This is a genomic window from Rhodococcus sp. no. 34 (genome assembly GCF_054589475.1).
Genome location: NZ_BAAILK010000046.1, coordinates 704,170 through 729,065, shown reverse-complemented (window position 1 = coordinate 729,065; position 24,896 = coordinate 704,170). Strand labels below are relative to the sequence as shown.

At 62.5% G+C, this 24,896-nt stretch carries 21 protein-coding genes; 3 read left to right on the top strand and 18 right to left on the bottom strand.

What is annotated here, in order from left to right; translation table 11 throughout:
- Positions 1-4 precede the first annotated feature (4 nt).
- Positions 5-814, bottom strand: coding sequence for a LuxR C-terminal-related transcriptional regulator (locus ACYP01_RS24615; protein WP_042450799.1), 810 nt, complete (start codon positions 812-814; stop codon positions 5-7).
- Positions 815-992: 178 nt separating this feature from the next.
- Between ACYP01_RS24615 and ACYP01_RS24610 the strand changes: the two genes are divergently transcribed.
- On the top strand, positions 993-2,615 hold the full coding sequence (locus ACYP01_RS24610; protein ID WP_003942743.1) for an AMP-binding protein: 1,623 nt from the start codon (positions 993-995) through the stop codon (positions 2,613-2,615).
- A gap of 56 nt (positions 2,616-2,671) precedes the next feature.
- Here the strand turns inward: ACYP01_RS24610 and ACYP01_RS24605 are convergent, their stop codons facing one another.
- The 6 genes from ACYP01_RS24605 to ACYP01_RS24580 are packed head-to-tail and all read right to left on the bottom strand — an operon-like array spanning position 2,672 to position 8,414.
- Positions 2,672-3,457, bottom strand: coding sequence for an ABC transporter permease (locus ACYP01_RS24605; RefSeq protein WP_209448603.1), 786 nt, complete (start codon positions 3,455-3,457; stop codon positions 2,672-2,674).
- On the bottom strand, positions 3,432-4,334 hold the full coding sequence (locus tag ACYP01_RS24600; protein ID WP_459682907.1) for a 2-aminoethylphosphonate ABC transporter permease subunit: 903 nt from the start codon (positions 4,332-4,334) through the stop codon (positions 3,432-3,434). The genes ACYP01_RS24605 and ACYP01_RS24600 overlap by 26 nt, the downstream gene beginning before the upstream one ends.
- Complete coding sequence (locus ACYP01_RS24595) at positions 4,331-5,506, bottom strand: ABC transporter ATP-binding protein (protein ID WP_007734894.1); 1,176 nt, start codon at positions 5,504-5,506, stop codon at positions 4,331-4,333. Before ACYP01_RS24595 ends, ACYP01_RS24600 begins: the two co-directional genes overlap by 4 nt.
- 2 nt (positions 5,507-5,508) lie before the next feature.
- On the bottom strand, positions 5,509-6,558 hold the full coding sequence (locus ACYP01_RS24590; protein ID WP_054187752.1) for a 2-aminoethylphosphonate ABC transporter substrate-binding protein: 1,050 nt from the start codon (positions 6,556-6,558) through the stop codon (positions 5,509-5,511).
- A 25-nt stretch (positions 6,559-6,583) separates the two neighbouring features.
- Entirely contained in the window at positions 6,584-7,261 is a 678-nt protein-coding gene (locus ACYP01_RS24585) for a phosphonatase-like hydrolase (protein ID WP_030535653.1), read from the bottom strand.
- 25 nt (positions 7,262-7,286) lie between these two features.
- The gene (locus ACYP01_RS24580; RefSeq protein WP_459682904.1) at positions 7,287-8,414 is read right to left on the bottom strand and encodes a TIGR03364 family FAD-dependent oxidoreductase; all 1,128 of its coding nucleotides are present in this window, start codon (positions 8,412-8,414) and stop codon (positions 7,287-7,289) included.
- A gap of 96 nt (positions 8,415-8,510) precedes the next feature.
- Here ACYP01_RS24580 and ACYP01_RS24575 point away from each other — a divergent pair, with 96 nt between their 5' ends.
- Positions 8,511-9,254, top strand: coding sequence for a GntR family transcriptional regulator (locus ACYP01_RS24575; protein WP_007734901.1), 744 nt, complete (start codon positions 8,511-8,513; stop codon positions 9,252-9,254).
- A gap of 20 nt (positions 9,255-9,274) precedes the next feature.
- On the opposite strand, the gene ACYP01_RS24570 is transcribed toward ACYP01_RS24575, so the two are convergent.
- From ACYP01_RS24570 to ACYP01_RS24540, 7 genes are all read right to left on the bottom strand, one after another.
- A complete protein-coding gene (locus ACYP01_RS24570; RefSeq protein ID WP_459682902.1) occupies positions 9,275-10,402 on the bottom strand; it encodes an FAD-dependent oxidoreductase in 1,128 nt (375 codons plus the stop codon).
- Between the two features lie 9 nt (positions 10,403-10,411).
- Complete coding sequence (locus ACYP01_RS24565; RefSeq protein WP_341514254.1) at positions 10,412-11,098, bottom strand: TetR/AcrR family transcriptional regulator C-terminal domain-containing protein; 687 nt, start codon at positions 11,096-11,098, stop codon at positions 10,412-10,414.
- A gap of 306 nt (positions 11,099-11,404) precedes the next feature.
- A complete protein-coding gene (locus tag ACYP01_RS24560; protein WP_042924404.1) occupies positions 11,405-12,565 on the bottom strand; it encodes a serine hydrolase domain-containing protein in 1,161 nt (386 codons plus the stop codon).
- A gap of 126 nt (positions 12,566-12,691) precedes the next feature.
- A complete protein-coding gene (locus tag ACYP01_RS24555; RefSeq protein WP_459682899.1) occupies positions 12,692-13,597 on the bottom strand; it encodes a hypothetical protein in 906 nt (301 codons plus the stop codon).
- A gap of 126 nt (positions 13,598-13,723) precedes the next feature.
- A complete protein-coding gene (locus ACYP01_RS24550; RefSeq protein WP_042924403.1) occupies positions 13,724-15,082 on the bottom strand; it encodes an L-serine ammonia-lyase in 1,359 nt (452 codons plus the stop codon).
- The gene (locus ACYP01_RS24545; RefSeq protein ID WP_459682897.1) at positions 15,079-16,299 is read right to left on the bottom strand and encodes an amidohydrolase; all 1,221 of its coding nucleotides are present in this window, start codon (positions 16,297-16,299) and stop codon (positions 15,079-15,081) included. Before ACYP01_RS24545 ends, ACYP01_RS24550 begins: the two co-directional genes overlap by 4 nt.
- 84 nt (positions 16,300-16,383) lie before the next feature.
- Positions 16,384-17,649 carry a DUF3100 domain-containing protein gene (locus ACYP01_RS24540; protein WP_252194383.1) on the bottom strand — a complete coding sequence of 422 codons (1,266 nt, stop codon included), beginning with the start codon at positions 17,647-17,649 and terminating at the stop codon, positions 16,384-16,386.
- 214 nt (positions 17,650-17,863) lie between these two features.
- On the opposite strand from ACYP01_RS24540, the gene ACYP01_RS24535 reads away from it, so the two are divergent.
- Complete coding sequence (locus tag ACYP01_RS24535; protein WP_228402203.1) at positions 17,864-18,862, top strand: Lrp/AsnC family transcriptional regulator; 999 nt, start codon at positions 17,864-17,866, stop codon at positions 18,860-18,862.
- A gap of 36 nt (positions 18,863-18,898) precedes the next feature.
- On the opposite strand, the gene ACYP01_RS24530 is transcribed toward ACYP01_RS24535, so the two are convergent.
- The 4 genes from ACYP01_RS24530 to ACYP01_RS24515 all read right to left on the bottom strand — a co-directional run.
- The gene (locus ACYP01_RS24530) at positions 18,899-19,864 is read right to left on the bottom strand and encodes an endonuclease/exonuclease/phosphatase family protein (RefSeq protein WP_459682894.1); all 966 of its coding nucleotides are present in this window, start codon (positions 19,862-19,864) and stop codon (positions 18,899-18,901) included.
- A 48-nt stretch (positions 19,865-19,912) separates the two neighbouring features.
- Positions 19,913-21,607: a SulP family inorganic anion transporter gene (locus ACYP01_RS24525; RefSeq protein ID WP_042924397.1), complete on the bottom strand. Its 1,695-nt coding sequence runs from the start codon at positions 21,605-21,607 to the stop codon at positions 19,913-19,915.
- A gap of 17 nt (positions 21,608-21,624) precedes the next feature.
- The gene (locus tag ACYP01_RS24520) at positions 21,625-24,366 is read right to left on the bottom strand and encodes a cation-translocating P-type ATPase (protein ID WP_459682891.1); all 2,742 of its coding nucleotides are present in this window, start codon (positions 24,364-24,366) and stop codon (positions 21,625-21,627) included.
- 27 nt (positions 24,367-24,393) lie between these two features.
- Positions 24,394-24,896: polyphosphate kinase 2 family protein (locus ACYP01_RS24515; protein WP_459682889.1), on the bottom strand; the 503-nt coding region annotated here is incomplete at its 5' end.

The following is a 24,896-nucleotide window of genomic DNA, read 5'->3' as shown; positions in this document are numbered from 1 at the left end:
CCCGTCAGGGGAGCAGTCCCAACCGCCGGGCGGTCACCACGGCTTCGTGGCGTGAGCTCGCATCCAGCTTTCCCATCGCGCTTCGCAGATAGCTCTTGACTGTTTCAGGGCGAAGGGAAAGCCGTTGGCCGGCTTCGATGTTGGTGCAGCCGAGTGCGACCTGAGAGAGAACATCCACTTCGCGCGGGGTGAGCGTGACGTCGGATTCGGCGTCGGCGGTGGGACGCAGCAGGTTGGCCAAACGCTGGGAGAGTCCGCGGAGTTTGGTCTGCAAGTCGGTGTCGGTGACGGTCTGGGCGACACTGCGTAGTTCGGCGTGGACTCCGCGGATCTCTTCCGAAGACATACCGTCGGCGGTAGTCGCGGCGGCGGCCTGCAGTAGTTGCAGGCGACGATCGACTTCGTCGCGGATGGCGAACTCCATCCCGAGACGCCGGGATGCGCCGACCATGACGTCTGCTGTTCGGTCACCCAACGGAGCGGAATCGCGGATCGCGGCGTAGAGCACAGCGCGCGATTTTCCCGAAACCATGACCGGAACGGCGATGATCGAATGCAGGCCCTCGCTGAGAACAGGACGGTCGAAGTGATGAGTGATGGACTGCGAATTGCCGTAATCGTTGACGGTGATCGGTGAACCCTGGGCTACGACGCGTCCGCCCATGCCCGAGCGCGGCGGGATGGCCAAGCCCTTGAGGTTGTTGGTGCGGGTGCCGACGAATTCGCTCAGGTGCAGGGTTCCGTCCTGGACCTCGCCTCCGAACAGCACGGGAACAACGCCCTGAGCTGCGATTGTTCGGAGTTCACCTCGCATTGCGTCCCCGTCGCGGGGGCGCAGAAGTGACGAAGCATGTCGGTTCACGCAGGTACCCCTTTCTGGGGGTAGTGAAGTTCTCTTGTGAGCTAGATCATAGGGGGTGAACAGTACGTATGACGAGCCGCCAACGTAACCGGTCGGGCCAACCATACGACGATCGATAAGGAGCAAGTTGATGAGCACCGATCCCACCGCACGGGTGCGCGAGCTGCTGGACCAGTACGACACCCCGCATGCCAGCGCCGCAGAATTGCTCTGCGATCGGCATCCCGCGGATGGCGTTGCATTCACCGTCGTCGAGGCAGACCTTAGCTCGGTGGACCTCACTTACGGTCATCTACGTGAGCAGTCGGCGCGTTTCGCGGCAGCTCTGGCCGACCTCGGAGTCGAGCCGGGTGACAACGTCGCGACCTTGATGGGTAAGTCTGCGGACCTGGTGGTCGCGCTCCTCGGAATCTGGCGCCGCGGAGCGGTCCACGTGCCCTTGTTCACGGCGTTCGCTTCGCCGGCCATCGCTTTCCGCTTGACGGCCAGCGGCGCGAAGGTGGTCATTTCCGACGCCAATCAGCTCGAGAAGCTCGCGCCGGGAGAGGACATCCCCGCCGACGCAGCGTGGCAGGTCATCGTCGCGGGCGGCGCGGCCGGTGACGAGTTGGACTTCGACGCACTTGTCGCAGCTCAGGATGCCGAAGACCCGAAGGGCGCTGCTCAGGCAGTCGGCGGCAACGCACCGATGGTGCAGTTGTTCACCAGTGGCACCACGGGAACACCCAAGGGCGTGCCGGTTCCGGTGCGCGCGCTCGCCTCGTTCCACGCCTACCAGGAGTTCGGCCTCGACGTCCGAGAGGACGACGTGTTCTGGAACGCCGCAGACCCGGGCTGGGCGTACGGGCTGTACTACGCGTTGCTCGGCCCGCTTGCCGCCGGCACGCGAAGCCTTCTGCTGCACGCCGGATTCTCCGCGCCGCTGACGTGGCAGATCATCGAGAAGTTCGGTGTCACCAATTTTGCCGCCGCTCCGACCGTCTACCGCAGTCTGCGTGCCGACAAGGCTCCCGTTCCGGAAGGCATCTCGCTGCGCCGCGCTTCCTCGGCCGGTGAGCCCTTGACTCCGGATGTTGTTGCGTGGTCGAAGAACTCGTTGGGCGTCGAGGTCCGTGATCACTACGGCCAGACCGAGCACGGCATGTTCATCGTCAACGCCTGGGCCGACGGACTTCGCGACGATGTCCGTCCCGGATCCATGGGCCGTCCGTTGCCGGGTTGGTCTGCCGCTGTGCTGGAAGACAATTCGGATGACATTGCACCGGCCCGCACTCAGGGACGCGTGGCGATCGATACTCACAACAGCCCGTTGATGTGGTTCACCGGGTACGTCGATGCGCCGGAGAAGACGAAGCAGCGATTCAGCGAAGACGGCCGCTGGTACATCACCGGTGATGCGGGAATGACGGACGAGGACGGATTCTTCTTCTTCTCCTCGCGCGACGACGACGTCATCATCATGGCGGGCTACCGCATCGGTCCCTTCGACGTCGAGAGCGTGCTGGTCATGCACGAGCACGTCATCGAGGCCGCCGTGGTGGGCATGCCCGACGAGTTGCGTGGTGAGGTTCTCGAGGCGTTCGTCGTTCTTCGCGAAGGCGTCGACGGCGACGACGAACTCGAGAAGGAACTGCAGACGTTGGTGAAGAAGAAGTTCGCCGCGCACGCGTACCCGCGCACGGTGCACTTTGTTCCGAACCTGCCCAAGACCCCGAGTGGCAAGGTTCAGCGGTACATCTTGAGGAAGGGATAAACCCCTGCTGTGCGCCTTTATTAACCCCCGGCGGTTAACAAAGGCGCACAGCAAGGTCAGCGCCGACGAATTCTGCCGACCACCATGAGGGCGATCAGGGTGACTGCAAGCAGCAGTGTCGTATTTGCTGCGGCAAGAAATACCTGGCCACGGTCGGTGAGTCCGAAGATGCTGACCGGCAAGGTCTTCCATGTCGCCGGGTAGACCATGACCGTTGCGCCCAGCTCACCCATCGACAGTGCGATGGAAAGCCCGGCAGCCGCACCCAACGCTGGGAGCACCAGCGGTAGCGTTACCCGTGTCAGCACCCGCACCGGGCCGGCGCCGAGTGATTCGGCAGCTTGACGGTAGGCGGGATCGAGCCGTTCGAGCGCGGCCGATACGGAACTGAAGGCAAAGGCAAGCACCAAAACCGTGTGAGCGAGAATCACGATCCACTTGGTGCCGCCGAGCAGTAGCGGGCGCTCGTTGAAAGTGATGAGCAGACCCAAGCCGATCGCGACCGACGGAACCGCAATCGGTAAATGGAATACGGCATCGGTGATGCGCCGCAGCCACATCGGTGCCTCACGCGAGGCCAGCGCGGCCCACGTTCCGACGATCAATGCCAATGCCCCCGCGATGAATGCAGTCTGCAAACTGACGATCAGGCTGGCGAAGTTCTCGTCGGACAGCGCCGTGGAGAAGTTCTTGCCGCCGAGATTCGACGGGAGTGGACCGGTCCACGATCCGGCCAAGGCAGCCGCGACGACGGTGGCGATGGGCGCGACGAAAACCACCGCGACGACCAGGGTGAAGAATCCGAGTACGAGGGCCCTAGAGCTTCGTGTCCACAGCAGCACGGCTGCCTCCCATCAATCTGTTGAAGGTGAATCGGTAGAGGCAGTACAGGCCGAGTGAGAGTGCGACCTGGACCGTCGCGATCACTGCTGCGCCGAGCAAGTCGAAGGTGACAATGCCGCGGGTGTAGATGAGGACCGGAAGAGTTACGACGTCTTTTGCTCCGGTGAAGAGCACGATGCCGAATTCATTCAGTGTCATCAGAAGTACGAGCGATCCACCGGCCAGGAGGGCCGGCCACGCTTCCGGCATCACCACCTGCCGCAGAACTCGGACGGGTGACGCGCCGAGACTGGCTGCCACGTCGAGTTGTTCACGCGGAATCTGGGTGAACGCTGCCAATAGCGGACGCACGACAAAGGGTGTGAAGAAAGTGATTTCGGCCGCGATCACACCGAACGGAGTGTTGAGGAAATTCAGTGGGCCGCTCGCATCGCCGGTGATGCGGACGATCAAGGCGTTGACGGCGCCGGCTGTCCCGTACAGGAACGTGAACGCCAGCGTGATCAGGAAAGACGGCAGGGCGAGCACCGTGTCGATCAATCGCCCCACCACCTTGGATCCGGCGAACGGAACGAAGGCCAGCACCAAGGCGAGGAAGGTTCCCAGGATCAGGCAACCCAGGGTCGACGCCACGGCGATTTGGATGGTCTGCCAGAGCGCGGTTCTGAACAGTTCCGAACCGAGCACGGACGACCACGTGGACAACCCGGTGCCATCTGCGGTGCTCAGAGATTCCGTGAGGACACGCGCAGTGGGATAGACAGCAAACACGAGGACAAGAAGCAGTGGTGGCAGCGTCCAGCCGATCCGGCGCCACGGGATCGGGTCTTTGTGCTGGGGCGCAGCGGTTTCGGGGCGTTCCAGGGTTGTCGTCATGGGTGGCGATCTGCCGGAACCAGGACACTGCCGTCCGTGGGCAGGACGACGCCCACTTCGGTGTCGACCGGTCGTTCGTCGTGCCCTGGAACATCCGCGTCGACGCGGACGTCGTCGAGGCCACGTACAGCCAGCGTCAGACGCGTCGTGGAACCGCGCCAGACGCTCGAGACGATGCGCGCCGGGAATGATCCTCGTGCGCCGACACCGGTTACGGCTACCGCGTGTGGACGAACACACAGGTAGGCGTCCATGTCGGACTCCCATTCGATGTGCCCGATCTCGGGCTGCGGGGCGTGAGCAGTGAACGGCGTGCCACCGATCGAGACCAGCGCGGAGGTGCCGATGACGCGTGTGACGGTGCAAGGCAGCAGGTTGGCACCCCCGAGGAACGCCGCGGTGAAGCTGGACGGCGGACGTTTCCACAAGGCCTCAGCGGTGTCGATGTCCGCGAGTCTGGCGTTGCGCATCACTGCGATTCGGTCTGCCAGCGCCAGGGCTTCACTCTGATCGTGCGTCACATAGAGCATGGCTGTGTCAGGTAGTGCTGCGCGCAGTCTCGCCAGTTCGCCGAGCATGCTCTCGCGAAGTTGAGCATCCAGGGCGGCCAGTGGTTCGTCGAGGAGGAGTACTCCAGGGCGAATTGCCAACGCTCGGGCAATGGCGATTCGCTGCTGTTGACCGCCGGAAAGTTCACGGGGAAGCCGCTTTCCGTACGCCGACATCCCGACCATGTCGAGGGCTTCGGCCACGCGAGTGCCGATCTCCGACCGCGGCACGCGATGGGCTCGGAGTCCGAAGGCTACGTTTTCGGATACTCGCATGTGCGGGAAGAGAGCGTACGACTGAACGACGACGCCGATACCGCGTTGTGCGGGAGGCAGATTGGTGATGTCTCGGGTGCCGAGCTTGACGGAACCGGACGTGGGGCGGACAAATCCCGCGAGGGCCTTCAGAGCGGTCGACTTGCCGGATCCACTGGGCCCCAGCAGTGCCACAGTTTCACCCGGCGCCACTCGTAGATTGAAATCGACGAGTGCATGGGTTGCGGTCTTCCCGCGGCCGTAGGCGACGTTGACGCGATCGAAGGTGATGGCCGGAGCAGAATGTTCGATCGCTCCGTGAACACCGACGGTCTCGGGGAGCGTCCGCCCCAGTCTGGTTCTTGCCATGATCAGCTCCCGGTGGCTTTCTGGTAAGCGGCGATGTCGGCGTCGAGCGAGCTGAGGACGTCGTTCCAGTTCGGGGTCCACACGTTGACGCCCTGCAGAACTCCGGAAGGCGTGTTCTTGTCGGTGGATTCACCGGCAGCGCTTCGGACGTCCTCGCGGACCGATACGCCGAGTGCATCGGTGGCGACGGTCTTCTGGGATTCTTCGGAAAGCAGGAACTCCATCAACTTCTTGGCTTGTTCGCTGCTCGGTGCGCTCTTGGCGAGGCCCATCACGTAGGGCAGTGCAATGGTGGTGCGAGTGCCGTCGGCTCCAGCGGGGAAGAAGATGTCGAACTTCGATCCGTCGTCGGCGATGGAGGCGAGGTTCATCTGGACGTCACCGTTGGCGACCAGCAGCTCTCCGTTACTGACCTTGGGCTGGAGCTTTCCGGTGGAAGACGAGGGTCCGACGTTGTTGGCCTGGAGCTTTCCGAGGTAGTCGAGTGCTCCTTCCTTACCCATCAGGTGCTGGAGCAGCAAGAGCACCGCGGTGCCGTCGCCGGCCTGGCCGGGCGTGGAGTACTGCAACTTGCCCTTGAACTGGTCAGTGAGCAGATCGTCCCAAGATTGTGGGGCGGGTGATGCAGTCGGATTGGCGATGAACGAGAGGTAATTCTCGACGACGGGTACGTACTTGCCGGCGTCGTCCTTCTCGTCGGTAGGAACGGCGGAGGTGTCGATTCCGCTGGGCTCGAGCAGACCTTGGGCGTCGGCCTTCTGGATGAACGGGGGCAGCGTGATGATCACGTCTGCCTGTGGGTTGGACTGCTCCTTTTCGACGCGGGAGACGACCTCGCCGGATCCGGCTTCCACGAGGTTGACGGCGATACCGGTCTGCGCGGTGAAGGCGTCGAATCTTCCCTTGTACCAACCGGACAGGCCGTCGGCGCTGTATACGGTGACGGTCTCGGTATCTGATCCGGCAGCAGTGCCGGTGCCACCGCAGGCAGTGGTGAACGAAAGGACGGACACGGCGAGAGCGGCCGCAGCGATGCTCGGGCGTAGACGCATGACGATTCCTTTTTCGGAGGTGAGATCAGGAGTGGGTGAGGAGTTCGGCGAACTCCGTCACCGACGGGACGATGTGGGTGGCTCCGGCGTCGCGAAGCTGTTGCTCGTCGTGTGCGCCGGTCAGAGTTCCGGCGACGATGGATGCGCCGGAACGAATGCCGCTGAGCACGTCGTTGGACGTGTCGCCGAGTACGGCGATCTGGTGGACGTCGTCGATCGAAAGTTTGAGCAGGGCAGTCAGAATCAGGTCCGGGTACGGTCGACCGCGACCGGCCTCGGCGGGGGAGAGGGTGAGATCGGCGAGGGTTTTCCAGCCGAGCGCGACGAGGAGTTTGTCCTGGGTCGATCGGCTGAACCCGGTGGTCAAGGCAACTTTGATGCCGGCCTCGCGCAAAGTGGTGATGGCTTTCTCGGCGCCGGGGATCGGCTCGGCCAGGCCCTGGTCGATGAGGGAGTCGTACGTGGTTTCGAAGGCGGCGTTCGCGGCCTGGGCGCGGTCTTCGTCACCGAAGATCGCCCGGAACACGACGATCTTCGACTGGCCCATCGTGTCGAGGACGTACTGGCGAGCGGCGTCGGCTTCCGGGCCTTCGGCGGGCAGTCCGCCGGCTTCAGCGGCGGCAGCGAAGGCGCGAAGAACCAGTCCGTCGTCGGCGACGGTGGTGCCGGCCATGTCGAGAACGGCAAGGGTGATCGGAGACATGAGAAGTCTTTCTTGTCGGAGAGATTCAGAGACCGAGCTGGTCGGCGGTTTGTTCCGCCAGTGCCGGGCCGAGCGTCATACCGCGGCCACCGGGGCCGGCAACCACCCAGACGTTGTCGGCGGCTTGGGCGCGGTGTACAAGTTGTGAGGGGTCGATGCACTGGCTGTAGACGCCCGCCCAACGCTTGACGATTGGCGGAAGATCGCGTCCCAGAAGTGTTTCCACGACTCCGGACAGATGGCGATAGGGCGCCTCGTCGACATCGAAGTCGAAGGGTTCCTCGTATTCGTGGGTGTCGCCGATGGTCAGCCCGCCGTGCAAGCGCTGCACGCACAGGAGTTGCATGCGGTGTTCCTCGGCAGTCGGTTCCTGCGGCTGCACTTTGCGGAGGTGATCGAGGGCAGATCCGGCGAAACCCGGGTAGTAGCGGAAGCTGTCACCGTCAGCGATTGCGGTGGTGAGCTTTTCGCCGAGTGGGGCGCTCTGCATCATCTGCAGGCGCACACGGCGCAACGGGAGATCGCCGGCGAGATCGCGAGCCAATCCGCCGAGTGTCGCTCCGGGGCAGACGATCACGAGATCGGCGTCGAAGCTGCGACCGTGGTCGTCGCGGATGTGTGCGCCGGAGGTGGTCGTCGTGATCTCGCGGGCTTCCGTTCCGGCGTGGAAGGTGTAACGGCCGGTGGATTCGAGGTAAGAACGGATGGCGGGGAGCGCTTGCCGTGACTCGACAGCGGCGTCCAGCGTGCAGTGCAGTCCGCCGAGAAACTTGCCCCGGAGCGCGGGGTTGACGACGCGAACGGCGTCGGGATCCAGGAGCGCGAACCCTCTGGTGTCAGCGTCCGGCCGAGAGAACGCTTCCTGCGCGACCGCGACCTCCTCCTCGGTACGCATGAGGGTGATGGAGCCGGCTGGGCGGTATCCGACGCCGGGGACACGGGCGGCAAGGTCTGCCCACAGTTCGCGCGAGCGCAGCGCAGCTTCGAGTTCGTGCGGGGCTCGCCCGGATACCCAAACGAGGCCGAAGTTCCGTACCGTGGCACCGCGGGCTTCGGGCTCACGTTCGAGATGGATGACGTCGTGTCCCCGACGGATTGCCTCGTCGGCGTGCGCCGTTCCGAGGATCCCTCCGCCCACAATCAAAATTCGCATGTAGAGATAGTGACGTTTGGTCTAGACCAATAGGGGGAATCGAGACGAACTCCAGGTTAACAATTGGTATAGACCGAATTCTTGTACGCTTGCGCCATGAATCAGCAGACGTCCACCGGGCCGGGGACCTCGAGCGTCGTGATCGAACCGGAGTTGAAGTACTACCGGGTGCGCACCGAGATCGAGACCATTCTCAGTGGGCTCGAGGAGGGCGACGCAGTCCCGTCCGAGCGGGAATTGGCGGCGCGGTTCACAGTCGCTCGCGAGACGGTCCGTCAAGCGCTTCGTGATCTTCTTGTCGAAGGGCGAATCGAGCGGCGGGGGCGGGGCACTGTCGTCGCGAGTCCGAAGTTGGTTCAGCCGCTATCGATTCGTTCCTATACCGAAGGTGCTCTGAGCGCTGGGCGAGTACCCAGTCGTAAGGTTGTGACCTTCGAACGAATGTCGGCCGACGACGGTCTCGCCACGGAATTGGGTATCGAACCAGGTGACAGCGTCGTTCATCTCGAGCGTGTTCTCTTCGCCGACGGAGAGAAGATCGGACTCGAATCAACGTTCCTGCCGGACAGCAGGTTCGGTGAGATGCTCGACGCTTTCGATGCGACGACGTCGCTGTACGCGGCTATCCGTTCCATCGGCGTGGTCTTTGCCTCCGCAACCGAACGGATCGAGACGGTGCTCGCTTCACCGCGGGAGGCAACGCTCGTCGAGTCCACGACCTCGATGCCGATGCTTCTGCTGCACCGGACGTCTGTCGACCCGGATGGTGTGCCGATCGAGCGGGTTCGCTCGCTCTATCGCGGCGACCGCATTGCCTTCTTGACGACGTTGCGGGAGTGATTGCAGTCGACTCGATTCGATCAAGGGTGTGAGTTGAACATGTCCACGAGCCCCTGGGGTGCGTTCTCGCCGAAGCACATGTCCAGTCCATCGGCGGACTGTTGTGCCGATGCGGCGCTGCGTGGGAAGAGGCGCTCTTCGTAGACAGCTAGCCCTTCCTCCGTGCTGCTGTGCGAAGCGATCGCCTGGCCGAGTTCCGCGCCGTCGAGCATTGCCAGGTTCGCACCCTCTCCGGCAAACGGCGACATGACGTGTGCCGCGTCCCCGAGCAGAGTGACCCCGGGAGTACGGCTCCAACTGTGCCCGATGGGAAGAGCATGGATGGGGCGAGGGGTCAGCGAGCTGTCCGCTTCGACGATCAGTGACCGCAGCGACTCGTCCCAGCCCGAGAAGTGTTCCAGCAGAACCTTCTTCGCAATGTGATCGTCGGAGAAGTCGACACTCGCTGACCAGTTCTCGGGAACTCGCAGGGCGGCATAGATGTGCAGACTGTTGTCGGTCTCACGGTGGGCAAGGAAGCCCTTGTCGGCACTGAGTGCGAACATCATTCCGCCGCCGACGGTTTCAGCGGCATCCACGTGCTGGTTGTCGGCGTCGTCGAGGTCGAACTCCACGAAAGATATTCCGGTGTACGCAGGAGTGTCGTTTGAAACCAATGGACGGATTTTCGACCACGCACCGTCGGCGCCGACCAGGAGATCGGTGGTGAAGTGGGTGCCATCCGCGAGGTGAACTTCGTGTCGACCATCCGGCAACGGATGAGCACTGCGGACCTTGGCTCCCCAGTGGAGTGTTTCCTTCGGAATTGAGCTGAGCAGTAGGTCACGCAGCTGGCCGCGGTCGATTTCCGGGCGGTCGCCGTCTCCGGTGTCCTGCTCGCTCAGGTGCACGACGGCATTTCGATCGAGGACGCGTGTCTCTTCCCCGCCTTGATGGACGAGGCCGCGGAACTCCTCATAGAGGCCGGCGGCACGAAGCGCGATCTGACCCGAGTCTTCGTGGATGTCGAGCATCCCGCCTTGAGTTCTGGCTGTCGGTCCGGATTCGAGATCGAATACCGCCGAATCGATTCCGCGGAGATCGAGGACTCGGGCGAGGGTGAGGCCACCGAGGCCGGCGCCGATGATTGCGATGGGGTAGTGGTTCATGGTGGGTTCCTAAGAAGTGAGTGGGGTGTTCTCGATGCCCGTGATGAGCGTGCGGAATCCCCAGGAGAGGCGCGCGGTGGGTTCACCGGCAAGTAGAGCTGTTGCATGTCTTGCGACGAGTGGGTGCGTCTGCGGGTTTGCGTTCTGGATTGCGTCGGTCAACGCGCTCCATCGGGCATCCGCGTCGGCGGAATTGTTCGGCGCCGAGTGTTCGGCAGCAGTGGATGTCGCGTACTGCAGTAGCAAGTCCACGCCCCACGCGGCTTGACCTGGAGGGACTTCGCCTTCGTCGAGCAATGCCAGCAGGCGCTCGAGCAGGCGCACGTAGTGAACTCCGCTGGGTCGGGAAACGAGTGCCGACTGGGCGAGACCGGGATGATCGAACAGCACGGCCGTGTACGAGGTCAACACCCGTTCAAGGCGAGCTTGCCAAGTGCCGGAAGAATTTTCGGCGAGGTCGACCACTCCGAGAAGTGTGTCCAGAACGGCGGCGTGCAATTCGGCGGTATTTTGAACGTACACGTACAGAGATGCCGGCCCGGTGTCGAGTTCGAGGGCGAGTCGACGCATGGTCAACTTCTGCAACCCCTCCGATCGCAAGATTTCCACCGCGGTACTGACGATGCCCTCGCGTGTCAGAGCGGGTTTGGCCGGACGATTGCGACGGCTCGACGGACCTGTTGGCTGAGTGGGCATGATTTCACCGTACACGAACATGTTCGTAACGAACATGTTCGTTGGATCACGCACTGAACGTCCACCGCTGTGCGGAGCCATATCGGGAGCGGTGGGTTACATGCCTGTACCGCCGGAGAGCATTGCGATCGTCAGTAGGATGCCACCCACAATCCCCACGAGCGGGCTGTCGCTGTCGAGAAGCCAGTCGTTCAACGATCCCATGAGTGCCTCTTTCGGGTTTCGATCTGCCGACGGTCGAGCCTATCGACAGATCGAAACCCGAGATGTCACTTTCGTCCGAATTGTGGATCGGACCCGAGGTGATCAGCCGTAGACGTTGCCCGAGCTGATCAACTTGGTGATCGGCACCATCAAAGCACTGGTCAGGTCGGTCTCTCCGTCGATGTCGGTGTTGATGAAGACGACCAGGGTTGTGTCCTTCTCGGGCAAGTAGACCGAGACTGTCTTGTAGCCGGGCAGGCTTCCGTTGTGACCGATCCAGCCGCCGCTGTTGAACAAACCGAGTCCGTAGCCGGAGCTGTCGTCCCCTTCGCCCAGGGGCTCGGTGTGCAGGCGCTGCTTCTGAGTGTCGTCGGCGAGGAGATCGCCCTTGGCCAAGGCCGGAACCCAGATGCGCATGTCGTCCAACGACGAGATCATTGCGCCCGCGGCGCCTCCCCAAGACGGGTTCCAGTCCGTTGCTGCGGTCACGGATTCGTCGAGTGTTTGGTTGGTGTATCCCTGTGCGTGGGGGTTCGGGAACGCGTTGGTGGTGGGAAAGCTGGTGTGCTCCATTCCGAGTGGTGTGGTGATCTTGGTGTCGATGACGTCCGACAGTGTTGAGCCGGTGACCTTCTCGATGACCATGCCGAGCAGAAGGGTGTTGGTATTCGAGTAATCGACAGTGGTTCCTGGTCGAATTTGGAGTGGGAGGTCCTTGACGTATCCGAAGAGCTCTTCGGATGTGAATGATCGGCGAGGGTCGGAAAGAACATCCATGACAAACTGTTCGGACGTCGTGTAGGCCACGAGGCCGCTGCGCATCCCCGCCAGCTGGCGCAGGCTGATCGCATCGCCTTCCATGACGCCGTCGACGTACTGGGAGATCGGATCGTCTAGACCGATCTTTCCCTCGTCGACCAATTGCAGCAGGGCGGTGACGGTAAATGTTTTGGTGACGCTACCGATCCGGTGGTAGAAGTCGGTCTCCATCGGTGCCTTGGTTGCAGTGTCGGCGACTCCTGCAACCTTCACATAGTTGCCGTCTGGTCCCCAAATGCCCACCATCGCACCGGGAATCCCCGTCGAATTCACCGCAGCGTCGATGATCGAATCGAGCTGGCCGGTGATCGCAGAGTCCATGACCTTGTCAGTGGTGGATGTGGGATTGTCTGCGGATTTGTCCGTGCTGCAGCTGATTACAGCGCCGGCAACCATGGCGCTGCACAGGCCGACAAGCATGATGCGTCTTGCTCCGGTTTTCATGAGTCGAACTCTGCCTGTCCGAGGGCACTCACACATCGACCCCGGGTACGGCAGACGCAGTCCCCAGGTACCTCCTCAACCGGTACCGGGGGACTACGGAACCCTGGCCTGAACCCTTGACTTGGGTCAGAGTCCGCCGTCGAAGAACGCCGCCAGCGCGGGTGCCGGGTCTGCCGCGGTGCCCATATTTGCTACGCCGACAACGATCAATCCCAGCGTGAACAGTGCAGTGAGAAGACCGATCGACCCCGACACGAATCTCGTCCGTCGCTCGGATCGTGCCGTTCTCGCGAAGCGTGCCCACACGACCACAGTCACGGTCAGTGATATTGCTGCCGCGATCAGCGCGATCACCGCCATGGCCAAGTGATACCGCGCGAAGTCGCTGATCATCAGTTCGAGGACAGGGCTTTGCTGGTTTCCGGTGCCCGTCGACTGAGCGAGCTGTTGGCGGACCTGCCCGACAGTGTCGCCAAGTGCCCCATCCGTCTGGGCCACGGGCAACATCGAGATCAGCGAAGAGAAGGGTGCAACGACACCTTGGATATTTGCCATCACGAGTACCGAGGAAAACATCGCGAGGAGCGTGACCAGCCCTCCCGCCGAGACGAATGCGAGTTTCTTTCCAGCCGTCAGGGGGCCGGCGTTCACGAACGACGCCTTGAGCATCCGGCCGAGTGCGAGCAGAACCGTCAGCAGGATTACCGCGATCACGGCCTTGGCCACGTGGTACCGCAGCCAGTAGTCGACAGCGGACTCCAAGCTCGGCGAGAAGGCTTGGACACCGGAACTCCAGTATTCGACGAACGCGGCGCGGACCGTCTCGACGAGTTCTCCCTGGTCTGCGTACCCATCACCCGGCCTACTCGTCAGCATGCCCGGGGCGAGAACGAAGGCAGCGGAGAAACCGGCGACCAACGCGATCAACGCGGCGATCTTGCGACCTGAGGACTGCGTCGAGCGCGACGGCCCCGCAGTGTTGTGCCGTGAAGAATTGTGCAGTGGGGTTCCTCCAGCGTGATGAGCGATCATCTGGTCACCGTCCACAAAGTCATGTCACCGAGTGTAGAAATCGGTATACCGGACTTCATCGTTCGAGAGGATGATATTTCCTGCGACGGCGTCCGCCCGCCCTCGCCGCTGCCGTCGACATCCTCCTCAGCACTCGACGACATTGACGGCGAGCCCGCCTTCACTTGTTTCCTTGTAACGCACGGACATGTCGTTTCCGGTTTGGCGCATGGTTTCGATGACGGTATCGAGGCTCACCACATGCGTCCCGTCACCGAGGTATGCGAGCTGAGCTGCGGTGACTGCAGTCGAGGCGGCTACGGCATTTCGTTCGATGCAGGGGATTTGGACCAGGCCACCAACCGGATCGCAGGTCAGCCCCAGATGGTGTTCCATGGCAATCTCAGCTGCATTCTCGATTTGTCGTGGTGATCCGCCCATGACAGCGCACAAGCCGGCTGCCGCCATCGCGCAGGCAGCTCCGACCTCGCCTTGGCACCCCGCCTCCGCGCCCGAGATCGAGGCATTCGCCTTGATGATCGATCCGATTGCGGCAGCGGTGAGGAGAAAGGTTCGAACGTCGTGAACGCCGGCGCCCGTAGCGCGTATGTGGTGATAGAGCACCGCCGGCACGATGCCCGCAGCGCCGTTCGTCGGAGCCGTTACCACGCGGCCACCTGCTGCATTTTCTTCGTTGACCGCCATGGCGTAGACGGTCAGCCACTCGCGTGAGGAGGGGGCGCAGTTACGTTGTTCCAGTTGAATGTTCGCAGACCGTGCTCTTCGGCGAACTCCGAGACGCCCGGGCAATACACCTTCGGTCTGGGTGCCGCGTTCGATGCATGTGCGCATCGCGGACCAGATCGCGTCGATGCCGGTGAATGCCCGATCCTGGCCGTGCATCGCGATTTCGTCCGACAGTGCCAACTCGGCGATAGTTCCGGAGCCGCATTCCGCCAGTAGCTCTTTCGCGGTTCGATAGCGTGAGTTGATCGAATGCGCGCTTGCTTGCGTCGCCGTTCCGGCGCGCAGTACGAATCCGCCACCGATCGACAGATATGTACTCGTACAAACGATTTCGCGACCGCTGAAGGCGGTCAGTGTCATCGAGTTGGGGTGCCCGTGACGGCGAACGAGCGGCTCGAACACCATGTCCTCGTGAGTGAACACAACGTGCCCGAGTGAGCCGCCGACGAGCTTCACCGATCCGCCGTCCGAGAGCTCGGCCCAACGCCCGTGAACGTCGTTCGGCTCGCACGTTTCAGGATCCAACCCACGAAGTCCCGCGATCACCGCGTCGGGAGTGCAGTGCCCTATTCCGGTGGCGGCGAGAGAGCCGTGCAGATTGCAGCGAATTCGGTCGACCGACGCGGTCAAGCCGGCGGCGGAGAGCTCGCCGACAAAAGTGCGGGCGGCTCGCATCGGACCGACCGTGTGTGAACTGGAGGGCCCGATGCCGATGGAGAAAAATTCGAGCGCGGAAACATAGACGCCGGTGGTGCTCATTCGGCGCTCGTGACGGTAGTCGCTCCTGACTCGCGCTGGGCCGCAATCGTCAGGAGGTTGGAGCGCGAGTCCCCGGTGGCGGCTCGGATCACAGTGCGTGCCATTGCAATTGCTCCGTGCAGAACAGCTTCGTCGCCCGCTGCGGAGCGGGCATCAGCGGCAAACTCGATCGTGTGAGGAACTCCGGTAACGCCGCGTAACGCGATCATCGGGTGGATCGAGGGAACCACCTTCGACACGTTGCCCATGTCTGTCGAGCCGCCGGTCAGGGGAGTTCGGGCGGCCGCGGTGCGGCCCAGGCTCGCGATCTCCTCGTCCCAGATCGTCGCCAGCACGCGATGTTGAACAAGCTCCTCGTAGCGCGGTTCGGCGCGTTCGGTCGACCAGGAGCAGTCGCTGGCCACAGCTGCGCCCTCGAAGCAGGAGAGCATACGACGCTTGGCGTCCAACAGCACGTCGAGTTCTGCGGCCCGAACTTCCGCTCGCACCAACGTCGAGGCCGGAATGATGTTTGTTGCTTCGCCGCCGTGCTCGACATAGGCGTTGAGCCTGACGTCGGACGGAAGTTGTTGACGGAGAAGTCCGATGGCGACCAAGGCGATCGTGGCGGCGTCGCCTGCGTTGATACCCTTGTGTGGCGCAGCGGCCGCGTGTGCGGCTCTTCCGGTGTAGGTCACGTCGAACCGGTCGACTGCCTGCGTTCCGGTGACGGTGCAGCTGACGTCTTCACCTGCAGCGCCGTGGACCATGATCGACATCGCCGCCCCCTCCCATGCGCCACGTTCGAGCAGCAAGACTTTCCCGCCGCCATGTTCTTCGGCCGGCGTACCGAGAAGGACGACGGTCAGACCGTGTTCCTCCGCGACCTCTCCGAGCGCGATCGCTGCTCCCAGTCCGGCAGCGGCGATGACATTGTGTCCACACGCATGACCGATGTCGGGAAGGGCGTCGTACTCGGCGCAGACGACGACGCGGAAGGGGCCGGAGCCCCGCACCGCTTCGAATGCCGTCTCGAGGCCGTAGGCGGCGCGAGTAACCGTGAAGCCGGCTTCCTGTGCGGCGTCCGCCAAGAGGGCGGATGCCCGATGCTCTTCGAATGCCAGCTCTGGGTGAGCATGGATCGTGTGGCTGACATCGATGAGGCGTGATGCCCACTTCTCGATCGTGCTCGAAACCGTGTCTGTGAGGGTGAGGGTGAGGGTGTCAGCGATGGACATGGGTATTGCTTCCTTTCAACATCTTTGGTTCTCTGTGTCTTCGGATCGCGGTGTCTTCGGTTCTCAGCGTCTTCGGGTGCAGTTCTAGTGCCAGAGGCCCAGCGCGAACTCCGCGACGACCACGGAAAGTAGGTAAGAGGCGAGGATCGCGACGATTCCGACGGGCACGATCTTCCAGCCGATCGTCTTGAGCAAGGGAAGGTCCTTGCCGAGGCTGAGACCTGCGACAGTCAAGGTGAGGGTGCAGATCGAGAGAAAGTCGACAGTCCCGACGGTGCTCGAGACGAAATCACCGATGGGGGACCACGGTGTTGTCGCCAAGGCGCCGATGGTGATGATTGCGATCATCGCCGCGATCTTGCCGCGGGTCAGGCGGGCCACGCCGACGCCCAGGAGCAACAATCCGGTGAGGATCAAGTAACCGACGATGATCGATCGAGATACGCCACCCGCTGCGATCGAGGAGACGATGACCCCACCGACGAACAGAATCGGAACGATCGTGGTCAGCGGCACGGTGACGCTCGGCGCAACCGCTCGTGGGGCAGTGTCGGCTTTCCGTTCGCTGGTCGTCTTCGAGCGCTTGGTGAGTGCGCCATAGATTCGATCAGCAAGGGGGAGTGCGACATACATGCCGACATACACGCCGAGGAGGCCGGTGATGATGTTGGATGTGGCCGCCACGGCGAGTACCTGGTCGGCCATCTCGGGGTGCGCCGAAACGACGCTGGCGGCAGCGGCAGCCATCATCGAGCCGGATCCGACGCCGGCACCCATCGCCAATGCGAGGGGGTCGAAGATGTTGAAGGATGTAGCCAGTGACGCAATCAGGCTGATCAGCACGGCACCGAACAGAGTGCCGAAGACGTACATCGACAGGACTCCACGGTACTGGTCGGAATCGGGGCCGTAGCGTTCGCTGACCATCGCGAAGGAACCCTCGCGGTCGATGGAGAAGGTTGCTCCGACGGTGGCCGGCCCCATCCGAAGGAGTACCGCCAGCGGGAGTGCGAGAGCGATAGTGCCGAACAAGTGCCCCAATTCCTGCAGTAGCAGTGCGGGGCCCGCCTCGAACAACAATTGGATGTTCGGGCCGATGGTGAAAGACAACCTTGCACAAAGCAAGAGAACAGCCAGGCCCATGATTGCCGAGGCCGCAGCCTGAAGGTCGAGGCCGAGTGGTTTCCACTTCTGGCTCGAGACGACACCGCCGGCAATCAGTCCCCACACCATGGGCAGGATCGTGATGGCGGCAGCGCCGACGGGAATCACTGCGGGGCCGATCAGTTGCGCGCCTGCCGCAAGCCCGAGGAGCAAAGTCACCACGATCCACAGGCGTGGCGTCTGCATGGCGAAAACGACTTTTTGCGTCGCGTTTTGATCGCTGACTGGGGAATCGTCATGCGAGACAGGGAATGCTTCGGTCATGTCGGTGTCTTTCTCGAGGGGGCGAACGAACGCAAGAAGTAAGGGTTCTCGAGGCTCAGGATTTGGTGGACTATTGATGTGATGAAGTTAGGATCGACGCGTTTCGATCCTGTTTCGGTGCAGCATTCTTTTGAAAGTGAGGTCCTCGGTGCAGGATCAGATGCTCAAGGACGACGATCTTCGGCTGTTGAACGCACTGCAGATCAGGCCGCGAGCGTCGTGGTCCGAGCTTTCACGCGCGATCGGTTCCGACCCGGTCACCCTGACCAGGCGTTGGGAGCGTCTGCACTCGCAAGGAATAGCGTGGATCGCTGCGTACCGTGGTGGACCCATCGTGTCGGCGACCGCACTTCTCGAGATCGAATGCGCACCGGCACAGACCATGAGCGTTGCCGAACAGATCGCGCACGATCCCGAAGTTCTCACAGTCGATCTCACAACCGGCAATCGGGATCTGCTCGTCACGCTCACCTGCACTGACCTCGATCAATTGTCCAGGTACGTGTTGGAGCGAACACAATCCCTGCCGATGATCACCGCGATGCGAACTCAGATCGTGTCCTCGGCGAACTCCGACGCGAGGAACTGGCGTCTACGTGCTCTCGATGCGGAAGAAATTGCCGCGCTCGAGTCGGCCCCGGCGGGAAAGATTCGTGGTGTACGCGCCGGCGAAGAGGAACAGTCGCAGCTGTTCGACATTCTTTCTCGCGAACCACGTGTCACCGTCTCGGCACTCGCTGCGGCCCTCGGAGTCACGCCGGCTCGCGCTGGGGCGCTCCTTTCTCACGAGCTGTCGACGGGGCGACTGGTCGTCCGCACGGAGATTGCTCGGCCCTACTCCGGCTGGCCGGTCTACGCCTGGTACTTCTTACGTCTCGACGGGCGAAAGGAGGCAATTGCTCAGCGTCTTTCGCACCTGCGTGAGGCGAGGCTTGTTGCTTCTACGATCGGCAGCTACGACATCGCATTGGCGGTGTGGCTGCGCTCGATCGACGACGTGCAGCGTCTGGAAGGTTATCTCGCCGAGCAGTTTCCGGGCGTATCCGTGGTGGACCGGTCGATCGTCCTGCGTACGCCGCATCACCTGCATCGGACGATCGATGTGTCGGGTCGAAGCATGCCGAAGCACGGGTGATCCGCAACTCGTTCGCTCGGGTCGGGTGCTCTCCGACTAGTTGGGGATCGCCACGTCGACGATCAAGCCGAAGTGATCGGAACCTTCGATCTCGATCCGCTCGAGTGACTTCGCCTGTCCGCCCCGCAGAAGTACATGGTCGATGCCGACGATCGCGGGAAATTTCTTGTCCGCCGGATAGGTGCGCACGATGCCTACTCCCAATTGGTCTGCGGCATCGGAGTAGCCGACATCGAGGAGGTCACGGAATTGCTTGTGCGTGAATGTGGTGTTGAAGTCGCCACTGACGATGACGGTTTCCTCGGCGGCAGCAGCGTCGAGCGCGTTTCGCAAAGTGCTCAGCTCGGCAGTCCACACGTCGGGCGGGGTCACGTACGCCGGTCCGGGGTGAACCGCCAGAAGGGTGAACGGAGTCGAGAAGCCGACTTCGGCAACAAGATTGGTCGGTCCGAATCCGTTCAATTCCCGAGTTTCCGTCAGCGGATAACGGCTGTAAATACCGGCGCCACCCCCGCCGGCCTCGTCCGGTACCAAGTAGTGATGCGGCAGCAGTTGCTCGAGTCCTTGATCTCTGAGAGAGCCTTCGAGTGATGTGGTCAGTTCCTGAACCGTCAGGACGTCGACTGCCTTCTCGCGCACCGTCGCAGTCAAACTGGCGGGATCTGCCTGCCCGAAGAGAAGGTTTGCTTGCATTACGCGCAGAGTCGGCCCGTCGATTTCGGAACTGTTTGCCACATACAGTGGACTGATCACCGACGCGCCCACCGCAATCAGTACCACCGAGATCGCCAGCAGGATCCAGCGGCGAAAGATCAGGCATATCAGGGACGCTGCGAGTGTGACCGCAAGCTGTATCGGGACGAAGGAGGCCACGGCGATCAACGGGTTGATCGGCTTGGTGGAGTACAACGCGATCAGCGAGACAACGCCGACGGCGATACCGCCCACGCCGGCGACCTGAGCGATACGGCGTGCCGGAACATTGTCCGTCGTGAATCCCATACCAAACGGTACCCAATGCAGCCACGGCTCCCGACTGCCTGGCGTTTGTCAGTCGTCGGTTCGGGTGCGGAATGCGTTCACGGCGGCTTCGACGGTCGGGTAGAAGTGCGTCGAATCGAATCGATCCCCGACTCCGAATCGGATGAGTCGATCCTTGATCGGACCTTTCATCTCTGCGAATGCCAACCGAATTCCTTTGCCTTCGAGGAATGTATCCAGATCGACGAGTTCGTCGACTGCCGTTGTATCGAGTCCGGTGATCGGTTCGGCGGCTATAACCACCCAGTCGACCGGATCTGGCGCCTTGGCGACGACGGAGCGAACGTACTCGTCGAAGATCTCGCCGTTCGCGAAAAACAGTGGCGCGTCAAACCTCACCAACACCAGGCCGGGGATGCGATGCCCATCTGGATGGCGTTCGATGTCGTGGAATCCGGTGGGTTCGCCCGTCTCGACGAGTTCGGTTCGATGTGGCTGCCATACCTGCGCGATGACCGCTGCGAAGGACAGTCCGATCGCAACAAGTATGCCTTGTAGCACACCGACCAGGGCGACGCCCAGAAACGCCGCGACGGCGAGGCCGAATTCCACGGTGCTCATGCGCCACATGCGGACCATGCCGCCCACGTCGATCAGTGCACACGCGGCGACGATGACGACGGCGGCCAGTGTTGCATCGGGCAGATATGCCGTGAGTCCGGGAGCGACGAGGACGAACACCAGGACCGCGAGCGCCCCGACGACGCCGGCCAATTGTGTGTGCGCCCCACTCTGTTCGGCTACCGGAGTTCGTGACCCGCTCGCCGAGATCGGGAACCCGCCGAACAGCCCGCCGGCCACGTTCGCGACACCGATCGCCTTCATTTCGGTACTGCCGTTCACGTCCTCGCCGTGGCGGGCGGCGAAGGTGCGCGAGAGAACGCCGGTGTCGGCGAAGGCAATCAATGCGATACCGGCGGCGGGCCCGATCAGATGGCCGACGTCCTGCCACGTGACTCCACCGACGGAAGGGAGGGGGAGTCCTTCCGGCAGTGCGCCGACCATGCCGATGTCATCGGTGAGACCGGCGGCAGCGGACAAGACTATGGCCGCGACAACGGCCACCAGAACGCCGGGAACAACAGGTACCCAGAGCCGGAAGGCGACTATGACGACTAGCGAACCGACACCGATGGCGGCAGCGAGGGGGTCGACGTCGCCACCCACCAGGGCCTTTGAGATCCCGCCGATTTCACCGAGTAGACCGGACGCGTCGACGGAGAATCCGAGCAGCTTGGGAATCTGACCAACTACGACGACGAGTGCAATGGCGTTGAGGTAGCCGAGGCGGATCGGTTTCGAGAGGAGTTCGGTCACGAAGCCGAGACGAAGGAATCCGCCGATCACGAGGATGAGTCCGACAAGAATGGCGAGAACACCGGCTAGTGCAAGCGCATTCTCCGAATCGCCGACCACTGCCAGCGGTATGACCGCGGCGGCAATCAGCGGCGCCAGTGACGAATCAGGTCCGAGTACAAGGATTTTCGAGGGCCCGACTACCGCGTAGGCGAGCAAAGGCACGATGGTGGCGTACAGCCCGGCGTACGCAGGCAACCCGGCGGCCTCGGCGTAGCCCATGCCTGCCGGGATGAGCAGGGCAGTCAAGACGAGTCCGGCAGTGACGTCTGTTCGCAACCACTCGCGGCGATACCCACGGGCAGTCGCGACGCCCGGTAGCCGACCTAGACTCTCCGCCCACATCATCGTTTGATTGTCCTCCCTCAGTGGAGCGAACGGGCGCGCTCGGGGGCAACCGCGGTGGTCGCAGGGAGGGGCGCAGGTGCCTGTGCGAGGCGGCGGCGTCGAATTGCCTTGTCCAACTCGACGACAACCGGGATGATCAGCGACCAACCCAGGCAGGCGAGCCACTGGGCGCCGGTCAGTGAGGTTGTCATGAGGAGGTCCTGGAGGACGCCCGCCTCGACGGCGAATACGGTCACGACCGTGGGGATCGTCAAGATCTTGATGGCACCGAGAACCGGTGGAACCACGCCGGACTCGGGATCACGCCGCATGGTCAGCCCCGCGAGAATCGAACCGAGAGAGAGCACTACGAATGCTGTGGTCATGGGAACATTCGCCTCGGAAGTACTCATTTCACCGGGTGCGAGAAGCATCGCCGCGAGTGTCACGGCAAATTGCAGGACACCGTACGCGAGCCACTGAGCGACTGCGCTTCGATGTGCGATCGGCATCTTGGGATCGCGCGGAGGCTTGTTCATCAGATCCGGTGGCGGCGGGTCGAGCATGATCACGGCGACGGGGAACAGTGTGATGAAGAAGTGCTGGAACAGCACCATCAGTGGCGTCAGTGCCACACCCTCGTTGATGTTGAAGATGCTCGCAGCGAGGAAGAGGAGAACCAAGGAGAAGAGTTTCGACATCTGGTAGCGGATGTACGAGACGATTTTTCCGTAGATGTTGCGGCCCAAAGTGATCGCGGTGATGAGGGTGCCGAAGTTGTCGTCGGTGAGCACCATCTTGCCCGCCTGTTTGGTCACCTCACTGCCCGAGCCCATGGCGACGCCGATGTCTGCCTTCTTCAACGCGGCGGCGTCGTTGACCGCGTCTCCGGTCATCGCGACGACGGCGCCACCGCTCTGCATGACATCGACCAAGCGAAGTTTGTCCTGCGGAGTGACGCGGCCGAACACGTGCAGGTTCGGCAACGCGGTCGACAGTTCTTCATCGGTCATCGCTTGCAACTCGCCTCCGCCCACCGAGCCCGGGCCGAGTCCGAGTTCGGCACCGATCGCTGCGGCGGTGATGGCATGGTCGCCGGTGATCATGCGGACATCGATGCCGGCCCGGTGTGCGGTGCGCACCGAATCGACCGCCTCCGGGCGTAGCGGGTCGATGATGCCTGCCATGCCGACAAACGTCAGGTCCTCGACGCAGGACATGGGGTCGGCCACGACAGCGTCTTCCCGTCCGTCGAGGCGTCTGACCGCGAATGCCAGCACCCGAAGACCCTTTTCGGACATGGACTGATTTGCGGCCGTGAGTTCCTCTCGGACTTCCTCGATCGGTACCGGTCGGCGGCCGGGGAGGAAGGCCGAAGAACACCGAGCGAGGACGACATCGGGTCCGCCTTTGACCAATCCGACGAACTGGCTTTCGCCGTCGACGTCGAGGTGGTGGTACGTGGCCATGAACTTGTACGCGGAATCGAACGGAACCGTCGCCACCCGCGGGTAGGTCCGTCTGGTCAGTGGGGCGTCGGCACCGATCTTTGCCGCGAGCACCACGAGCGCGGCCTCGGTCGGGTCGCCGACAACTTCCCCGGAATCGGAAACCGTTGCATCGCTGTCGAGACACAGTCCGTATGCGAGAAGGGTGAAGTCGGGTGGTGCCTCGCCGGCAACCTGCGTGATCCTTCCCGCTTTGGCGTAGCCTTCGCCGTCGACTGTGTACCAACGGCCGTGGACGTACAGCGATCGGACGGTCATCTGGTTCATGGTCAGCGTGCCGGTCTTGTCCGAGTTGATTGCACTGGTCGCGCCGAGTGTTTCGACGTCGGTCAGGTTCTTCACGACGGCCTTGGCGTCGGCCAGTTGACGGGCACCGTAGGCCAGCATCGCCTGGACGAATGTTGGCAGGCCGGTCGGAATCGCGGACACTCCCATTGCGATACCAAGGAGCAGAAGCGTAGTCAGGTCCTGCCCACGAAGGAGCCCGATGACAACGATGACGATCACCGCCGTCCACGCGATGATTCCGAGAAGTTTGGTGAGAGAGTCCAATTCACGTTGAAGTGGCGACTTGCCAGGGGCGACCGCCGACAACATCGACGCGATCCGGCCTATCTGCGTCTGCATCCCGGTCTCGGTGACCACCATGGTCGCCGTGCCGCGGGTGACCGAGGTGTTCTGGAAGACCAGATTGCTGCGGTCTCCGAGCGGAATATCCGCGTTGTTCAGCGTATTCGGGTCCTTCGGTATCGGCGCGCTTTCCCCGGTCAATGCGGCTTCCTGCGTCTCCAGGGTGGTGGTGGCGAGCAACCGTCCGTCGGCAGCGATGATGTCTCCTGCCTCGACTTGGACGATGTCACCCGGCACCAGTTCGGTAGCGTCGAGTTGAATCAGGTTCCCGTCACGAATGACCCGTGCTTGGGGCGTCTGCATCTTGGCGAGGGCGTCGACGCTGGCCCGTGCCTTCAACTCCTGTCGAGTTCCGAGGACGATGTTGAGCACGACGAGCACCGCCACCACGATTGCTGTCGGCACTTCACCGATGGCGATGCTGACCGCGGCCACGGCGACGAGCATCAAGTTCATCGGATCTTTCAGCTGCAACAGCGCGATCGACCACGTCGACGGCGGTGGCGTCGAGGTGATTTCGTTCGACCCGTAGCGTCGTCGCCGTTGGTCGGCCTCATCCGACTGCAGTCCGCGCTCCGGGTCCGACTGCAGTACGGACACGACTGATTCGCCACTCTGCGCATGCCACGGCGTGGGGCTCATGACCGCACATCCTTTCCTTGGCGATCGTCAATACCGGGTCGGAATCCAGTGCAGCGGTTGTTTGGGCGTCTGGTAGCCGTGAGCCTTCTGCCGTTTCGGCAGGGTGATGTCCGTGGATTGCACGGGCTCGTAGGGGATCTGACTCAGAATGTGGCTGATGATGTTGAGTCGTCCGCGTTTCTTGTCATTGTTGTTTGCGACATACCATGGCGCCCAGCCGGTGTCGGTGAAGCGAAACATCTCGTCGCGGGCACGCGAGTAGTCGTACCAATGACTGAACGACTTCAGATCGAGATTCGACAGCTTCCAGATCTTTCGAGAGTCGTCGATCCGGCTCTGCAGACGTAAGAGTTGCTGTTCTTCGCTGACCTCGAGCCAGTACTTGAGCAGAATGACTCCCGATTCGACGATCGCGCGTTCGACGGTCGGAATGAGCTGGAGAAATTGATGTGCTTGTTCTTCGGTGCAAAAGCCCATTACTCGTTCTACACCGGCACGGTTGTACCAACTTCGGTCGAAGATGACGATCT